The following is a 14285-nucleotide window of genomic DNA, read 5'->3' as shown; positions in this document are numbered from 1 at the left end:
GATGAAAGCCCAGCCAATCGCCAGCCATTTCATCGACGGCGAATATGTCGAGGATGCCGACGGCACCGTCATCGAAAGCCTCTACCCGGCGACCGGCGAGGTGATCGCCCGGCTGCATGCGGCAACGCCTGCAATCGTCGAGAAGGCGATCGCCGCCGCGAAACGCGCCCAGCCGGCCTGGGCCGCGATGAGCCCGACCGCGCGCGGCCGCATCCTCAAACGCGCCGCCGACATCATGCGGGAGCGCAACCGCGAGCTTTCCGAGCTGGAGACGCTCGATACCGGCAAGCCGATCCAGGAAACCATCGTCGCCGACCCGACATCGGGGGCCGACAGCTTCGAATTCTTCGGGGGTATCGCAGCGGCAGGGTTGAACGGAAGCCATATCCCGTTGGGGCAGGACTTTGCCTATACGAAACGGGTGCCGCTCGGCGTCTGTGTCGGCATCGGCGCCTGGAACTATCCGCAGCAGATCGCCTGCTGGAAGGGTGCCCCGGCGCTGATCTGCGGCAATGCCATGGTGTTCAAGCCATCCGAAAACACACCGCTCGGGGCGCTGAAGATCGCCGAGATCCTGATCGAAGCGGGATTGCCGAAGGGGCTTTACAACGTCATCCAGGGCGACCGGACGACCGGGCCGCTCCTGGTCAACCATCCGGATGTCGCCAAGGTGTCGCTGACCGGCTCGGTGCCGACCGGCCGCAAGGTGGCGGCAGCGGCGGCCGGCAGCTTGAAGCACGTGACGATGGAACTCGGCGGCAAATCGCCACTGATCGTCTTCGACGATGCCGACATCGACTCGGCGGTCGGCGGGGCGATGCTCGGCAATTTCTATTCGACCGGCCAGGTCTGCTCCAACGGCACCCGCGTCTTCGTGGCTCGCGGCATCAAGGAAACGTTCCTGTCGCGCCTCAAGGCGCGCACCGAAAACATGGTGATCGGCGATCCGATGGACGAGGCGACGCAGCTCGGCCCGATGGTTTCGTTCGACCAGCGGCAGAAGGTGCTGTCCTATATCGACAAGGGCAAGGCCGAGGGTGCCACGCTGGTCACCGGCGGCGGCATTCCGAACCACGTGACCGGCGAAGGTTATTACGTGCAGCCGACGGTTTTTGCCGACGTCACGGACGAGATGACGATCGCCCGCGAGGAGATTTTCGGGCCTGTCATGTGCGTGCTCGATTTCGATAACGAAGCCGAGGTGATCGCCCGCGCCAACGGCACGGAATTCGGCCTGTCGGGCGGCGTGTTCACCTCGGACCTGACGCGCGGCCATCGCGTTGTCGATCAGCTTGAGGCAGGCACGCTGTGGATCAATACCTACAATCTCTGCCCGGTGGAAATTCCCTTCGGCGGCTCGAAACAATCCGGTTTCGGGCGGGAGAATTCTGTCGCGGCGCTGGAGCATTATTCCGAGCTGAAGACGGTCTATGTGGGCATGGGCAAGGTCGAGGCGCCGTATTGAAATGGCTTCAGTCGACAACCAGATCGTCGAGATCGACGCTGAGAGCAGCGGCTATACGCTTCAGAACATCGATGGAACCGTTCTTCTTGCCGGCCTCGATCTCGGAAAGATAGGGTTGAGAAATGCCGGCCGCCTTGGCGAGCTCCGAAACGGTCATCTTTCTGTAGCTACGGAAGGTGCGGATACGGCTATCGGTTTCGAGCAGCTCGTAGACAAGCTCGGCCGGCCAGGTTTCTTCGCCGGCCGCGACCCGTGCCATGATCTCTTTGGCAGCGATGATGTCCATCATGTCCTCGAACTCTTCCTCCGGCACCAGGACGAAAGGTTTGCCGTCGATAACCGTCCTGTTGAAAACACCCATGAATTACTCCTTGTAGATACCGCCCCTGGGACCAACATCGATGACCAGGACGAGGTTCGCCTGTTCATCAATGATGATCCGGTCGTCCCCGACGCGGATACGGACGAGCGGACTGCCGACCAGCTTCTTGAGATCGACCTTTTCACCTCGGGCAAACGCGTCGACCTTCGCCTTGATCGCGGCCTGACGTTTGGGCTGCATCCGGCTCAGGCTTTTCAATGCGACCTTAGAATAATCCACCGGCTTCATCGCATCAATATAGCTAATAGCTATAATTAACGCAATCAGGGATTGAGGCCATGCAGGCAGATTACGTCATCATCGGTTCCGGCTCGGCGGGTTCCGCCATGGCCTATCGCCTGTCGGAGGACGGCAAGAACTCGGTGATCGTCATCGAGGCGGGGGGATCGGATTTCGGGCCATTCATCCAGATGCCGGCGGCTCTCGCGTGGCCGATGAGCATGAAGCGCTACAACTGGGGTTATCTCTCCGAACCCGAGCCGAACCTCAACAATCGCCGCATCACCGCGCCGCGCGGAAAAGTCATCGGTGGCTCGTCGTCGATCAACGGGCTCGTCTATGTCCGGGGACATGCCGAGGATTACAACCGCTGGGAGGAGCTCGGCGCGACCGGCTGGGCCTATGCGGACGTGCTGCCCTATTTCAAGCGCATGGAACATTCCCACGGCGGCGAGGAAGGCTGGCGGGGCACCGACGGGCCGCTGCATGTCAAGCGCGGGCCGGTGACCAATCCGCTGTTCCATGCCTTCATCCAGGCGGGCTCCCAGGCCGGTTTCGAAATGACCGAGGATTATAACGGCTCGAAGCAGGAAGGTTTCGGGCTGATGGAGCAGACCATCCACAACGGCCGCCGCTGGTCCGCCGCCAATGCCTATCTGCGGCCGGCGCTGAAGCGCAAGAATGTCGAATTGATCTATGGGCTGGCCCAGAAGATCGTCATCGAGAACGGCCGCGCCACCGGTGTCGAGGTTTTTCGCCGCGGCGTCAGCGAGACGATCAAGGCCAACCGCGAGGTGATCGTCTCGGCCTCCTCCTTCAACTCGCCGAAGCTGCTGATGCTATCGGGCATCGGCCCGGCGGATCACCTGAAGGAGATGGGCATCGAGGTGAAGGCCGACCGGCCGGGGGTGGGGGCCAACCTGCAGGACCATATGGAATTCTATTTCCAGCAGGTCTCGACCAAGCCGGTATCGCTCTATTCCTGGCTGCCCTGGTTCTGGCAAGGGGTGGTTGGAGCGCAATGGCTGCTGTCGAAGGGCGGCCTTGGCGCCTCCAACCAGTTCGAGGCCTGCGCCTTCCTGCGCTCGAGCGCGGGGCTCAGCCAACCGGATATCCAGTATCATTTCCTGCCGGTGGCGATTTCCTATGATGGCAAGGCGGCGGCGAAAAGTCACGGTTTCCAGGTGCATGTCGGCTACAACCTGTCGAAATCGCGCGGCAGCGTGACGCTGCGCTCGGCCGATCCGAAGGCCGATCCGGTGATACGCTTCAACTACATGAGCCACCCTGAAGACTGGGAGAAGTTCCGCCACTGCGTACGGCTGACCCGGGAGATCTTTTCCCAGAAGGCGTTCGATGAGTATCGCGGGCCGGAAATCCAGCCGGGCGAACAGGTCGAGACGGACGACCAGATCGACGCCTTCCTGCGCGAACACCTGGAGAGCGCCTATCACCCCTGCGGCACTTGTCGCATGGGCCGCGCCGATGACCCCATGGCCGTTGTCGATCCGGAATGCCGGGTGATCGGGGTAGACGGCCTGCGCGTCGCGGACTCGTCGATCTTCCCGCACGTGACCTACGGCAATCTCAACGGCCCTTCGATCATGACCGGGGAAAAGGCGGCGGACCATATTCTCGGCAAGACGCCCCTGCCGCGCAGCAACCAGGAGCCCTGGGTCAATCCGCGGGCGATGGTGAGTGACCGGTGATCAGTAATAGTCGTCTTCGCGCTGATGGCGGACGGCGGCGATGGTGACAGTCTCGCCGTCCTCCATGCAGTGTGCTTGAGGTGGTGGAATTAATCAAGACGCCTACAAGAACCCGATCCATCTGCCGGCAATCACAGCGCTGATCCAGATCCCGATCGAGAACGCCGCCGAGATCCGAAGTGCTGCCGTGGGCACATCGCCGGCGAGCACCGTCCGCCACCCGGAACTGAAATGAACCGCGGCAACGTTCAGGAGACCCAGGGCAACCAGGCCGAGCTTGGCGAGGAAAGCCGGGTTGCGGGCATATTCCAGCGGCCGGACCGAGAAGAGGCAGAGCCCGGTGATGACGGCAACCAGGACACCTGCGCCGGCCAGGCGCGACAGGTAGGGCGCGATCGCGGCAAGCGGAACGACCGGGGCGACGCCCAGCAGCCGGAGATCGAGCGCCAGGATGGCGCCGAACAGCATGCCGATGCCGAGGATGTGGGCGGCGTTGACCAGGAGATAGAGCGTCGAAGACGTGATCAGCGCCCGCGCCAACGGCGTTTCGGCAAGCGGAGCGAGAACTTCCATGCCCGCCTCAGTTGGTCTTGATGCGTTCCGGATAGATGTCGAAGGTCTTGCCGGAAACGACGATCCTGACCGCCTTCAGCCGTTTTTCGCTGCGGTCTTCGGAGCGGTTGCCGGTGGCGATGATCTGGTCGCCGACCTTGGCCTGCCCTTCGACGAAGCCGGAGCGCTGGGTCTGGTTGGGATTGCCGAGTTCGACGCGCCAGACGCCGTCTTCGGCCCTCACCTCCAGCATCGGATGCGGCGGCGCGAAAGAAATCGACTGGATCGTACCCTTGAGGTCTATCTGGTCGGCTTCCGCCCAGGACCAGCCGTGATGGGCGGCGGCGGTGCCGGCGAGCAATGCGGCAATCGCGGTGCCGGCCAGAATGCGGGTGATCGAAAGGCGGGGCATGACGGCTCTCCTCTGTTCCGGATCATGTGCCGGAAGATGTGGGAGCCTGCGCCGATGACCAGAGGTTTCACCGTTTCTTGAACGTCGAAGCGCTGTCGATGGTCAGTTGGTCGCCATCAGTGCCACGGCCCGGTCGACGATCAGGCGGTTGAGGGCGCGGTAGTCGCCGTCGAAATGGTGGCCGCCTTCGCGGGCAAGGACCTGGGCACCGCGGATGTCCTGGACTGCCGGGCAGGCGCTGCCCTCTTCCGCGAGGCCATAGATGCACTGGATCTTGGACGGTTCTATCTCGCGCAGGTCATCAACAGGATCGCCGTATTTGCCGAGCCCGGTAAAACCAAGCCAGCCGCTCACGTCGATCTCGAAATCCGCCTGATGCGACAGTGCCAGAAGCGAGACGAGCGAGATCGCCTGCTTGTCGGCCTCCGGCAGAAGCCGGTAGGTGGCCGGCAGGACGTTGGCGCCGAAGGAATATCCGATCAGCAGAACGTTGTCGACGTTCCAGCGTTTGCGGTAGGACCCGATGATATGGGAAAGGTCGGCGGCGGTCTGTTCCGGGGTTCGCTCGCTCCAGAAATAGCGCAATGCATCGACGCCGACGACCGGGATGCCCTCTTCCTTCAGATAGGCGCCGAGCTGCTGGTCGATATCGCGCCAGCCGCCGTCGCCGGAATAGATGATCGCCATGGTGTTGTGCTTTGGCGTCGCATGGATTGGCACGATCGGCAGATTGAGCGGCGAAGCAGAATGGGCGAGCCGCCGGACGATGGCCGATGTGTTCTCCAGCAGGGCCACATCCGCGCCCTCAGCCGTTTCACGGTACTCGATCGCGGGATGGGTGTTTTTCAGATCTTCCGCGTGGGCACGGCCCGCCGCGTCGGCCGCGGGGCTGAAGACGATCCGGACGGGATTGGGGAGGTCGCCTTCCGTCAGGCCGTAGACCGCGCCGCCGGGGGCGGGCGTCTTCGGCGCCGGGGTACAGAGGATGGTCGACAGCGGGACGGTGGTCCGCGGATCGATGGCAAGCGTCTCGGCGATCGTCGAATCCGGCGTCTGGGCGGCGATGGCCAGCGCCAGCGTACCGCCGTCGCCGATGCCTGCCACGACCGGCGGGTGATAGGTGGCGATACCGGCCGAGCGGTGCAGCTGGCGCGTCACGTCTTCGATATCGGCAACCAGATAGAGGCAGTCGTCCCGCTCTTCCTCGAGCGCCGCGTAATAGTCGCGCACATCCACGCCGACCACCAGGGCGCCGTCCCTGATCAGCGCCTCGGACGTCCGCTCCTCGCGGTCCGACCACCCCTCGCCGCCCGAAAGCAGAAGGACTACTCCGGTCGCCTTTCCTTCGGGAAAGGAAATCCGGTCGATCGGCAGGCTCTTGGCCTTCAGGGCCGGATCGGAGACGATATTGACGATGGCGGCGACGAACGTGATGCCTGCAAAAATGATCGGCAGAACCTTCATCTGCGAAGGATGCCCTTCAGGCCGCCGCCGATCAACATGGTAATGTCGAACATCGAAATGACCGGCATGCCACGGCCCGAGACGACGAGATAACGCGGCTGCCATTCCGGATCGAATTTATCCTTGAACGAACGCACGCCTCGGAAATTGTAGAAACGCTCGCCGTTCCGGTAGATACGCTCGCCCACGTGGTTCCAGAGCGGCGCCTTGTTGTGGGTCGAAAGGCCGGCAAGCGGGGCCATGCCGAGATTGAGGGTGCGAAAGCCTGCAGCCTGCAAATGCTCCATGATCCGCACGAAGAGCAGGTCCATCATGCCGCGATGGGTATCGGGAATATGCCGCATCAGGTCGATGAAGGCGTCGCCATGGGACGATGCCGACAGGATGTTGGCGAAGGCGACGATGCGGCCTTCAAGGCGGATGATGGCAACCGGGCCGGCCGCGACATAATGCGGCTGGAAGGTGCCGAGCGAAAAGCCCTTTTCGGCGGCGTTCTGGGCATCGAGCCAGGTACTGGAAACGGAGAGCAATTCGTCGAGGACGGCCGGCACATCATCCTGCATCAGCATCGAGAATTGCAGGCCGTCGCGCTCGGCGCGGTTGATGGATCGGCGCAGCTTCAGCCAGGCGCCGCCCTTGAGATCGAACTTCGTCAGATCGACGACCGCCTGCTCGCCGAGCTTGTAGGGTTTCAGTCCGGCTTCGACGGTGAGCGGCAGGAAATCCGGGGAGACCTGATAGAAAACGGCACGGCACCCCGCCTTGCGGGCCTGTTCCAGGAAATTCAGCGTCAGGCCGGACCAGGCCTTGCGGTCGCCGACCGGATCGAACAGGGCAACCCAGGAACGACCCTGCTGCGCGTACATGATGAAAGCCTTGCCGCAGTCGGAGAAGAGGACCTTCTTGTCGCCGAGGCGCACGAGGCCGGCGCTCGCATTCGGCTGCGTCGCGAGAATTTCGACGGCACGGTTCATTTCGTCGCTCGCCGGCGGCTTGCGACAGCGTCGCGGTCGCCGCAGCCGGTTGGTGGCGAGCGTGCCGATCAGCAGCGTCAGCGCCAGACCGGTCGGGGCGTGAATATCGCTGTTCGACAGAAGCAGGCTCCAGCCGAGCCTCGCCAGGCTTTCCTCCAGGAAAAGATTGACGCCAAGCGAAACCACGAACAGGAAAAGACCAAAGATCAGGAGCACGCTCGTATCGGGGGTAAGGCGGTCGATCAGTACCCTTCCCATCGAAACGGCAGTTTGAGCAGAATGCTTTGCCGGCGAGCCGGAGACCGGCTCGGAGGTATCGTCGAGGTGGGCAAAGTCTGCCATAGGTTACCCGTCACAGAAAGAACGTTACACCAGCGTTCGTCAGGGCCTGCGCCCGTGAGGTTCATACTCGTTCATTGCCAATCAAAAATTGACGCATATCAATTTTGAAAAACTTTCCGTGATTAGGGTAAAAACATCACGCAGCACAAGGGCGTTCACAGCGATTTCGCGGTTTTGACGCAGCCGGCTGCATATGCCCCCGGCCTGCGTCAACTTCAGGCTGCACAAACGCCTATTTGCGGAAAACCTTCCAGCGTGTCGGCCGAAAACGAGCCTCGCTGCCGAGCTCGATCGGGGCATACAAAGGCACCTCGACCTCGACGTGATAAGGCGCGTGGCCGTCATTGGCGATGTCGATCTCGGCGATGCGGGTGCCGGCGAGGCGGCGGCAGGCGGTGACCTTGCCGAACAGCGCATCCGGCGCGTCGATCAATGTCACGTCCTCCGGCCGGAAGAACAGTTCGCCTGCCCCGTCGCCCGCCTCCGCAATGCCGATCGGCTTGCCCTGGAAAAGCATGGTGCCGTCTTTCACCTCGACCGGGAGCTGAGAGGACTCGCCGATGAAGGAGAAGACGAAGGGGGAGCCCGGCCGGTCATAGACGTCGTCGGCCGATCCGACCTGCTCGATCTTGCCCTGGCTCATGACCACGACGCGGTCGGCAAGCTCCAGCGCCTCTTCCTGGTCATGGGTGACGAAAACGGTGGTGTGGCCGGTGCGGTCGTGGAATTCCCGCAGCCAGCGTCGCAGTTCCTTTCGGACTTTGGCATCCAGAGCGCCGAACGGTTCGTCGAGCAAAAGGATGCGCGGCTCGATCGCCATGGCGCGCGCAAGTGCGACGCGCTGGCGCTGGCCGCCGGAAAGCTGGTTCGGATACCGTTTCTCAAGGCCGCCAAGCTGGACCATCTCCAGGAGCTCGGAGACACGGCGGCGGATTTCCGCCTTGGGCGGGCGGCTGCCGGCCGGCCGGACCTTGAGGCCGAAGCCGATATTCTCGGCGACCGTCATATGCCGGAACAACGCATAATGCTGGAAGACGAAACCGACATTGCGCTCCTGCACCGAATGGTGCGAGGCATCCTGATCGCCGAAGAAGATCTTGCCCGAGGTCGGGAAATCGAGGCCGGCGATCAGGCGCAGCAGCGTCGTCTTGCCGGAGCCCGACGGACCGAGCAGCGCGATCAGTTCGCCGGAGGCGATCTTCAGCGACACGTCGTTCAGCGCCGGGAAACGTTCGAATTCCTTGCGGATATTGTTGATGGTGACTTCCATCTAGCCTCAGACCTTTCAATGCCTGCCGCCGGCGGCGCCGGCTCCGAACCGAAGTTCGAGAAGGGTTTTCAATGCAAGTGTGACAAGCGCCAGCAAGGCCAGCAGCGAGGCCACCGCGAAGGCCGCGACGAAGTTATACTCATTATAGAGTATCTCCACATGCAGCGGCATGGTGTTGGTGAGCCCGCGGATATGGCCGGAAACCACCGAAACGGCGCCGAACTCGCCCATGGCGCGGGCGTTGCAGAGGAGCACGCCGTAAAGCAGCCCCCATTTGATGTTCGGCAGCGTCACGTACCAGAAGGTCTGCCAGCCGGATGCGCCGAGCGACAGGGCCGCCTCCTCGTCGCCGGTGCCCTGGTCCTCCATCAGCGGGATCAGCTCGCGCGCGACGAAGGGAAAGGTGACGAAGACGGTGGCGAGCACGATGCCCGGCACGGCAAACAGGATGGTGATCCCCTGGCTTTTCAGCAAGGGACCGAGCAGGCTGCTTGAGCCGAACAGGAGCACGTAGACCAGGCCGGAAATGACCGGCGAGATCGAGAACGGCAGGTCGATCAGGGTGATCAGGAAGGACTTGCCCTTGAACTCGAACTTGGCGATCGCCCAGGCGGCGCAGAGCCCGAAGACGAGGTTGAGCGGCACGGAGATCGCTGCCACCAGAAGCGTCAGGCGGATCGCCGCCGCCGCGTCGGGCTCGATCAGCGCCTCGTAATATGCCTGGCCGCCCTTGCGGAAGGCCTCGACGAAGACGGAAACCAGCGGAAGCAGCAGGAAGAAGGCGAGGAAAACCAGCGCCAGCCCGATCAGCAGGATCTTTGCGAGCGGCCGCTCATCGGCAGGGTTGCGGAATGACGGCGGTTTGCCGGGCGCGGAGCGGGAGACTTCAGACATTGCCGTATCTCCTTCGGTTCCAGGCCTGGATGAGGTTGATGACGAAAAGCATCACGAAGGAGATGAGCAGCATGATGGTGGCGATAGCCGTCGCGCCCGCATAGTTGAACTCTTCCAGCCGGATGACGATCAAGAGCGGCGCGATCTCCGAGACGTAAGGGATGTTGCCGGCAATGAAGATGACGGAGCCGTATTCACCGACGCCTCTGGCAAAGGCGAGCGCAAAACCGGTGAGGATCGCCGGTGTCAGCCCAGGCAAGATCACCTTCGAGATCGTCTGGAAACGGTTGGCGCCGAGGGTGGCTGCGGCTTCCTCCACCTCGCGGTCCAGCTCCTCCATGACCGGCTGCACGGTGCGCACCACGAAGGGAAGGCCGATGAAGACCAGCGCGACGACGATGCCGAGCGGGGTGAACGCGATGCGGAACGGCATGAACAGCGAACCGACCCAGCCGTTCGGGGCATAAAGCGCTGCGAGCGCGATGCCGGCGACCGCCGTCGGCAGGGCGAAGGGCAGATCGACGATCGCATCGATCAGCCGGCGGCCGGGAAAATTGTAGCGGGTCAGCACCCAGGCGACGACGGTGCCAAAGACGACATTGACCAGCGCGGCCAGGAAGGCCGTGCCGAAGGATATATAAAGTGCGTCCAGCGTGCGCCGGTCGGTCAGAACAGCGAAAAAACCGCTCCAGCCAAGCCCGGCGGTACGCCAGAGCAGGCCGGCAACGGGGATCAGGATAATCAGCGACAGGTAGGCGAGCGAAAAGCCGAGCGTCAACCCGAAACCCGGGATGATGCTCGGCTGCTTCAGTCGCCACTTTGCCGGTGAGACAGTGGCGTTATGGATCATCGAATATTCCGACCTTACTTACCGGGCTTGTAGATCTGGTCGAAAATGCCGCCGTCACCGAAATGTTCGGGCTGCGCCTTCTTCCAGCCGCCGAAGATGGGATCGTCGATGGTGACGAGCTTGATATTCGGCAGCGCCTTCAAGAGTTCCGGCTTTACCACATCCGGCTTCGAAGGACGATAGAAGTGCTTCGCCGCAATGTTCTGGCCTTCATCGGAATAGAGATATTGCAGGTAGGCCTCAGCCTGCTTGCGGGTCCCCTTGGCATCGACTGTCGCATCGACCACCGCGACCGGCGGCTCGGCGAGGATGGAAATCGGCGGAACGACGATTTCGAAAGCGTCCTTGCCAAATTCCGCGCCGGCGAGATAAGCCTCGTTTTCCCAGGCGAGCAGCACGTCGCCGATCTGGCGCTGCGCAAAGGTGACGGTCGAGCCGCGGGCGCCGGTGTCGAGGACCGGAGCGCGCTTGTAGAGCTCGCCGACATAAGCCTTGATCTTGGCCTGATCGCCCTTGTATTCCTCGTTCGCCCAGGCCCAGGCGGCAAGGTAGTTCCAGCGGGCGCCGCCCGAGGTCTTCGGGTTCGGCGTGACGATCGACACGTCGCCCTTGACCAGGTCGCCCCAGTTCTTGATCCCCTTCGGATTGCCCTTGCGGACGAGGAAGACGATCGTCGATGTATAGGGAGATGCATGGTTTGGCAGGCGGTCGCGCCAGCCGGGCTTGATCTTGCCGGACTTCTCGATCGCGTTGATGTCGCTTTCGAGCGCCAGCGTCACCACATCGGCCTCCAGTCCGTCGATCACGGAACGGGCCTGCGCACCTGAGCCGCCATGCGACTGGCGGACCGTCACATCCTCGCCACCCTGGGCCTTCCAGTATTTCGCGAAGGCGGCGTTGAAATCCTTGTAGAGCTCGCGGGTCGGATCGTAGGAGACGTTGAGCAACTGGGTATCGGCAAAAGCCGGCGCGACGATCCCGACCGTCAGGGACAGACCAAGTGCGACGGCGCCCAAATGCGTGCCCAGTCGCCGGCCCAATCCCGGGGCAAAATTGAACATAAGGTTCCCTCCTGTGGTTCTGCCGAAACTCTATCGGTTGAGTCGTCTTAGTCAACCGAGGCGGATCAGAAGGCAAAACTGTTTCCCTTTGACCGGTCGAGGCGACAAAGAAAGCATTAACCCTCGCCGGATGGGCAGAATGGCCGCGTCGGCAAACCGCCGGTTCGCAAAATCACAATCCGGCCGCATTCGGGATTTTTGGCGACCTTTATGGATTTTTTGAAGAGCCGGACGCGGCTTCGAAGATATCGCCTGACATCCAGCGCGAATCCGGATCAGTTCCCCGCAATATCCAGAACTCAGAGATCGCCGATGAAGACCATTCGGATCGCCGCAGCCCAACCAAACGAATATCGGGAGGATGCCGATGCGGCTTTGGCCTGTATCGCCGAGGTCGCCGCACAGGCAGAGTACGAAGGCGCTCGCCTGCTGTGCTTCCCGGAAGGCTTCCTGCAGGGATATCTGACTGACGAGATATCCGCGCGCCGGGTTGCGCTCGACCTTTCGTCGCCCGAATTCGACGCCGTCCTGCGCCGGATTCCGAAAACGGAGATGACAATCGTCATCGGCATGATCGAGACCGAAGGCGGGCGGTTGTTCAATACGGCCCTTGTAATCGATCGTGGCGCCGTTATTGGGCGCTATCGCAAGATCCATCTGCTCGACGGGGAAAAGGCCTTCGACCCGGGAACCGATACGCCGATTTTTGAGATCGACGGCCTGCGGTTCGGGATCAACATTTGCTACGACACGAACTTTCCCGAGGCAGCGCGACGCGTATCCGAGCTTGGAGCTTCGCTCCTCGTCTGTGCTGCAAACAACATGATGCCGCGGGACAAAGCCGAGATTTTCAAGGAGCTGCACAATGCCGTGCGGGGCGATCGCTGCCGCGAAACCGGCCTGTGGCTGGTGTCGTCGGATATTACCGGCGAGCGCGACGGGCGCATCGCGTGGGGACCGACAGCTGTTCTCAATCCGGAAGGGGACGTTGTGGCGCAACTCCCGCTGGACCAGCCCGGATTGCTGATCTTCGACATTTCGCTCTCCGTCCCGGACGCGGGACATTAAGCGTTCGCCAAGCCGGAAGCAGCCCTCAGGCCGTCAGCAACTCGCGAACGGGAGCCTTGGTATCCCCGGCGCCTTCGACGGCATCGGCGATCGTGGTGTTGAACAGCACGTCGCGGGTCGCGTCGGCGACGCGGGCGAAGACGTGGCGGATTTCGCACTGGTGCTCGCCGTCGCAATCCTCGCATTTGCGGTAGGCGGTCTGCGACAGGCACGGCAGCGGCGCGATGGGGCCATCGACGAGGCGCAGGACCTCTCCGAAGGTGATCGCATCGGCGGGCTTGAGGAGAAGATAGCCACCCTGCTTGCCGCGTCGGGAAACGACGATGCCGGAGCGTTTCAGGTCGAGCAGGATCTGTTCCAGGAATTTCTTCGGAATGCTCTGCTGGAGGGCAATCTCGGAAATCAGCATGGGCGCCTCGGGATCGGCCTGTGCCAGGGCGGCCAGGGCCCGAAGGGCGTATTTCGCTTTCTGGGATATCATCACGCAACCATCGACAATAGCGCCGCCGCAAGGCAAATCGTCCTCACGGCGCCGCTCACTTCAGCTTCGTTCGGGGCATCCACGGGGTCGCCGGAAGGGCGCTCAGGGGCTGCATGTCCGCCAGGGGAAACAGCGCCCCGGAGACATGCTCCCGCAATATCTCAAATCATGAGAAAATACAAACCAATGCAGGGGTTTCCGGGGATTAAACCGGTCACTTTTGGTTAAGGCGGCAGGTTTTCTGTGTGAGCACCGCTTTGGAGAGATATTTGCTCCGCATCACCATGGGAAGAAACGGGTTTTCCTGTCCTTGCGCGCGGGAAATCGGAATAATCAAGCAATCGCTCACGGAAGAAGACCCATGACACTGCACGATGCCGCCGGCCGGGACCGCTTGGAACTGGCCGCCTCCCTCGACGCAAAGCTCGAAAGCCTCGATCTTGCCGGCCGTCTGGCGCTTGCCGCCGAACTCGGCCACGCCGTGTTCACCACCTCGCTCGGTATCGAGGACCAGGTGATCACGGCGGCGATCGGCACGCACCGCCTGCCGGTCGAAGTCTCGACGCTCGAAACCGGGCGGCTTTTCCAGGAAACCGTCGACCTGATCGGCGAGACCGAGGAACGCTACGGCATCGAGATCCGGCGCTTCCGCCCGGAGCAGGGTGACGTGGACGAATACACGGCGAAATACGGACTGAACGGCTTCTACGACAGCGTCGAGGCCCGTCACGCCTGCTGTCATGTGCGCAAGCTGAAGCCCCTCGCCAAGGCGCTGGCTGGCGCCGACGTATGGGTCACCGGCCTTCGCCGCGGCCAGTCGGGCAATCGTGCCACGACGCCGTTTGCCGAATACGATGCCGAGCGCAACCTCCTAAAGATCAACCCGCTCGCCGACTGGGACATCGAGACGATCAACGCCCATGTGGCGTCGGAAGCGATCCCGGTCAACCCGCTGCACAAGCGCGGCTACCCGTCGATCGGCTGCGAGCCCTGTACCCGCGCCATCAAGCCCGGCGAGCCCGAGCGCGCCGGCCGCTGGTGGTGGGAAAACGACGAGAAGCGTGAATGCGGCCTGCATGTGCCGGAAAACGTCGCTCAGCCCGTCGCGGAGCTCACGCCCCACGCGAATTGAAGCCTTTTGT

General features: G+C 62.5%; 15 protein-coding genes. 4 read left to right on the top strand and 11 right to left on the bottom strand.

The window, feature by feature from the left end:
• Position 1: 1 nt before the first annotated feature.
• Positions 2-1465: a betaine-aldehyde dehydrogenase gene (gene betB / locus ACSQ8R_RS02855; RefSeq protein WP_436251998.1), complete on the top strand. Its 1464-nt coding sequence runs from the start codon at positions 2-4 to the stop codon at positions 1463-1465.
• Between the two features lie 7 nt (positions 1466-1472).
• On the opposite strand, the gene ACSQ8R_RS02850 is transcribed toward betB, so the two are convergent.
• Positions 1473-1826, bottom strand: coding sequence for a helix-turn-helix domain-containing protein (locus ACSQ8R_RS02850; RefSeq protein ID WP_436251997.1), 354 nt, complete (start codon positions 1824-1826; stop codon positions 1473-1475).
• Positions 1827-1829: 3 nt separating this feature from the next.
• On the bottom strand, positions 1830-2027 hold the full coding sequence (locus ACSQ8R_RS02845; protein WP_436251996.1) for a type II toxin-antitoxin system RelE family toxin: 198 nt from the start codon (positions 2025-2027) through the stop codon (positions 1830-1832).
• Between the two features lie 98 nt (positions 2028-2125).
• Between ACSQ8R_RS02845 and betA the strand changes: the two genes are divergently transcribed.
• Complete coding sequence (gene betA, locus ACSQ8R_RS02840) at positions 2126-3775, top strand: choline dehydrogenase (RefSeq protein WP_436251995.1); 1650 nt, start codon at positions 2126-2128, stop codon at positions 3773-3775.
• Positions 3776-3877: 102 nt separating this feature from the next.
• On the opposite strand, the gene ACSQ8R_RS02835 is transcribed toward betA, so the two are convergent.
• The 8 genes from ACSQ8R_RS02835 to ACSQ8R_RS02800 all read right to left on the bottom strand — a co-directional run bounded on the left by ACSQ8R_RS02835 (position 3878) and on the right by ACSQ8R_RS02800 (position 11594).
• Positions 3878-4348 carry a DUF6644 family protein gene (locus ACSQ8R_RS02835; RefSeq protein ID WP_436251994.1) on the bottom strand — a complete coding sequence of 157 codons (471 nt, stop codon included), beginning with the start codon at positions 4346-4348 and terminating at the stop codon, positions 3878-3880.
• 7 nt (positions 4349-4355) lie between these two features.
• On the bottom strand, positions 4356-4739 hold the full coding sequence (locus ACSQ8R_RS02830; protein WP_436251993.1) for a DUF6152 family protein: 384 nt from the start codon (positions 4737-4739) through the stop codon (positions 4356-4358).
• A 102-nt stretch (positions 4740-4841) separates the two neighbouring features.
• The gene (locus ACSQ8R_RS02825) at positions 4842-6203 is read right to left on the bottom strand and encodes a virulence factor family protein (RefSeq protein WP_436251992.1); all 1362 of its coding nucleotides are present in this window, start codon (positions 6201-6203) and stop codon (positions 4842-4844) included.
• Positions 6200-7519 (bottom strand): phosphatidylglycerol lysyltransferase domain-containing protein, encoded by a 1320-nt coding sequence (locus tag ACSQ8R_RS02820; protein WP_436251991.1) that lies wholly within the window; start codon positions 7517-7519, stop codon positions 6200-6202. Before ACSQ8R_RS02820 ends, ACSQ8R_RS02825 begins: the two co-directional genes overlap by 4 nt.
• A 232-nt stretch (positions 7520-7751) precedes the next feature.
• Positions 7752-8789, bottom strand: coding sequence for a sulfate/molybdate ABC transporter ATP-binding protein (locus ACSQ8R_RS02815; RefSeq protein WP_436251990.1), 1038 nt, complete (start codon positions 8787-8789; stop codon positions 7752-7754).
• Positions 8790-8804: 15 nt separating this feature from the next.
• Positions 8805-9683: a sulfate ABC transporter permease subunit CysW gene (gene cysW / locus ACSQ8R_RS02810; RefSeq protein WP_436251989.1), complete on the bottom strand. Its 879-nt coding sequence runs from the start codon at positions 9681-9683 to the stop codon at positions 8805-8807.
• Complete coding sequence (gene cysT / locus ACSQ8R_RS02805) at positions 9676-10533, bottom strand: sulfate ABC transporter permease subunit CysT (protein ID WP_436251988.1); 858 nt, start codon at positions 10531-10533, stop codon at positions 9676-9678. The genes cysW and cysT overlap by 8 nt, the downstream gene beginning before the upstream one ends.
• 14 nt (positions 10534-10547) lie before the next feature.
• Positions 10548-11594, bottom strand: a complete 1047-nt coding sequence (locus tag ACSQ8R_RS02800) for a sulfate ABC transporter substrate-binding protein (protein ID WP_436251987.1) — start codon at positions 11592-11594, stop codon at positions 10548-10550.
• 312 nt (positions 11595-11906) lie between these two features.
• Between ACSQ8R_RS02800 and ACSQ8R_RS02795 the strand changes: the two genes are divergently transcribed.
• A complete protein-coding gene (locus ACSQ8R_RS02795) occupies positions 11907-12662 on the top strand; it encodes a carbon-nitrogen hydrolase family protein (RefSeq protein ID WP_436251986.1) in 756 nt (251 codons plus the stop codon).
• A gap of 25 nt (positions 12663-12687) precedes the next feature.
• On the opposite strand, the gene ACSQ8R_RS02790 is transcribed toward ACSQ8R_RS02795, so the two are convergent.
• Positions 12688-13143 carry an RrF2 family transcriptional regulator gene (locus tag ACSQ8R_RS02790; protein WP_436251985.1) on the bottom strand — a complete coding sequence of 152 codons (456 nt, stop codon included), beginning with the start codon at positions 13141-13143 and terminating at the stop codon, positions 12688-12690.
• 361 nt (positions 13144-13504) lie between these two features.
• Here ACSQ8R_RS02790 and ACSQ8R_RS02785 point away from each other — a divergent pair, with 361 nt between their 5' ends.
• Positions 13505-14275, top strand: coding sequence for a phosphoadenylyl-sulfate reductase (locus ACSQ8R_RS02785; protein ID WP_436251984.1), 771 nt, complete (start codon positions 13505-13507; stop codon positions 14273-14275).
• Positions 14276-14285 lie beyond the last annotated feature (10 nt).

It is taken from the genome of Neorhizobium sp. LjRoot104, assembly GCF_964253725.1.
In the GTDB taxonomy this organism is placed as follows: domain Bacteria; phylum Pseudomonadota; class Alphaproteobacteria; order Rhizobiales; family Rhizobiaceae; genus Neorhizobium.
The sequence above is the reverse complement of the archived record's forward strand: the minus strand, read 5'-3'. Positions and strand labels throughout refer to the sequence as shown.

Bases quoted from the DNA above. Each gene is read 5' to 3' on its own strand.
- betB (WP_436251998.1), top strand. From the start codon at position 2: ATGAAAGCCCAGCCAATCGCCAGCCATTTCATCGACGGCGAATATGTC.
- ACSQ8R_RS02850 (WP_436251997.1), bottom strand. From the start codon at position 1,826: ATGGGTGTTTTCAACAGGACGGTTATCGACGGCAAACCTTTCGTCCTG.
- ACSQ8R_RS02845 (WP_436251996.1), bottom strand. From the start codon at position 2,027: ATGCAGCCCAAACGTCAGGCCGCGATCAAGGCGAAGGTCGACGCGTTT.
- betA (WP_436251995.1), top strand. From the start codon at position 2,126: ATGCAGGCAGATTACGTCATCATCGGTTCCGGCTCGGCGGGTTCCGCC.
- ACSQ8R_RS02835 (WP_436251994.1), bottom strand. From the start codon at position 4,348: ATGGAAGTTCTCGCTCCGCTTGCCGAAACGCCGTTGGCGCGGGCGCTG.
- ACSQ8R_RS02830 (WP_436251993.1), bottom strand. From the start codon at position 4,739: ATGCCCCGCCTTTCGATCACCCGCATTCTGGCCGGCACCGCGATTGCC.
- ACSQ8R_RS02825 (WP_436251992.1), bottom strand. From the start codon at position 6,203: ATGAAGGTTCTGCCGATCATTTTTGCAGGCATCACGTTCGTCGCCGCC.
- ACSQ8R_RS02820 (WP_436251991.1), bottom strand. From the start codon at position 7,519: ATGGCAGACTTTGCCCACCTCGACGATACCTCCGAGCCGGTCTCCGGC.
- ACSQ8R_RS02815 (WP_436251990.1), bottom strand. From the start codon at position 8,789: ATGGAAGTCACCATCAACAATATCCGCAAGGAATTCGAACGTTTCCCG.
- cysW (WP_436251989.1), bottom strand. From the start codon at position 9,683: ATGTCTGAAGTCTCCCGCTCCGCGCCCGGCAAACCGCCGTCATTCCGC.
- cysT (WP_436251988.1), bottom strand. From the start codon at position 10,533: ATGATCCATAACGCCACTGTCTCACCGGCAAAGTGGCGACTGAAGCAG.
- ACSQ8R_RS02800 (WP_436251987.1), bottom strand. From the start codon at position 11,594: ATGTTCAATTTTGCCCCGGGATTGGGCCGGCGACTGGGCACGCATTTG.
- ACSQ8R_RS02795 (WP_436251986.1), top strand. From the start codon at position 11,907: ATGAAGACCATTCGGATCGCCGCAGCCCAACCAAACGAATATCGGGAG.
- ACSQ8R_RS02790 (WP_436251985.1), bottom strand. From the start codon at position 13,143: ATGATATCCCAGAAAGCGAAATACGCCCTTCGGGCCCTGGCCGCCCTG.
- ACSQ8R_RS02785 (WP_436251984.1), top strand. From the start codon at position 13,505: ATGACACTGCACGATGCCGCCGGCCGGGACCGCTTGGAACTGGCCGCC.